Consider the following 607-nt stretch of genomic DNA (forward strand, 5'->3'; position numbering starts at 1 on the left):
GCCGTAAATATGGCTGGCGACTTGGGCGATGATTTGCGCCGTTACCGCCGTGGCAGTAGAGATGGATTTTGGCGGCTCAATCTCGGCGTTGCCCATTTTAAAGCCGTGGGTCAGCATGCCTTTCAGGTCGATCAGCATACAGTTGAACATCGGGAAGAACGGGGAGTAGTCGAGATCGTGGTAGTGGATCTCACCGCGTTCATGGGCCTGCACCACGTCGCGCGGCAGCAGATGCTGACGGGCATAGTGCTTGGCGACAATACCGGCCAGCAGGTCGCGCTGAGTCGGGATCACTTTGCTGTCTTTGTTGGCGTTTTCATTCAGTAGCGCAGAGTTGGTCTGCTCGACCAGGCCACGGATCTCCTGATTCAGGCGACCGCGCTTTTCACGCTGGATGTCACGGTCGTGACGGTACTCAATGTAGGCGCGCGCCAGCTGCTTGTACGGGCCGGACATCAGCTGGTTTTCTACCGCAGTCTGGATCTCGTTGATATCCACCTGACTGCGCTCATTCATCTGGCTACTGACGATTTCTGCGACGGTGGCGCAGTAATCTGCGTCATCGACTCCCGCTGCTTTAGCTGCACGCAGAATCGCTTCTTTGATG

Annotated in this window: 1 protein-coding gene; it reads right to left on the bottom strand. The window is 56.7% G+C overall.

Annotated features, from left to right (window positions below):
• Positions 1-606, bottom strand: a 606-nt coding sequence (gene nrdD, locus K5E19_RS23430) for an anaerobic ribonucleoside-triphosphate reductase (protein ID WP_311775528.1), incomplete at its 3' end; no start/stop codon positions are given.
• Position 607 lies beyond the last annotated feature (1 nt).

Source organism: Enterobacter sp. RIT637, assembly GCF_019718755.1.
GTDB lineage: Bacteria > Pseudomonadota > Gammaproteobacteria > Enterobacterales > Enterobacteriaceae > Enterobacter.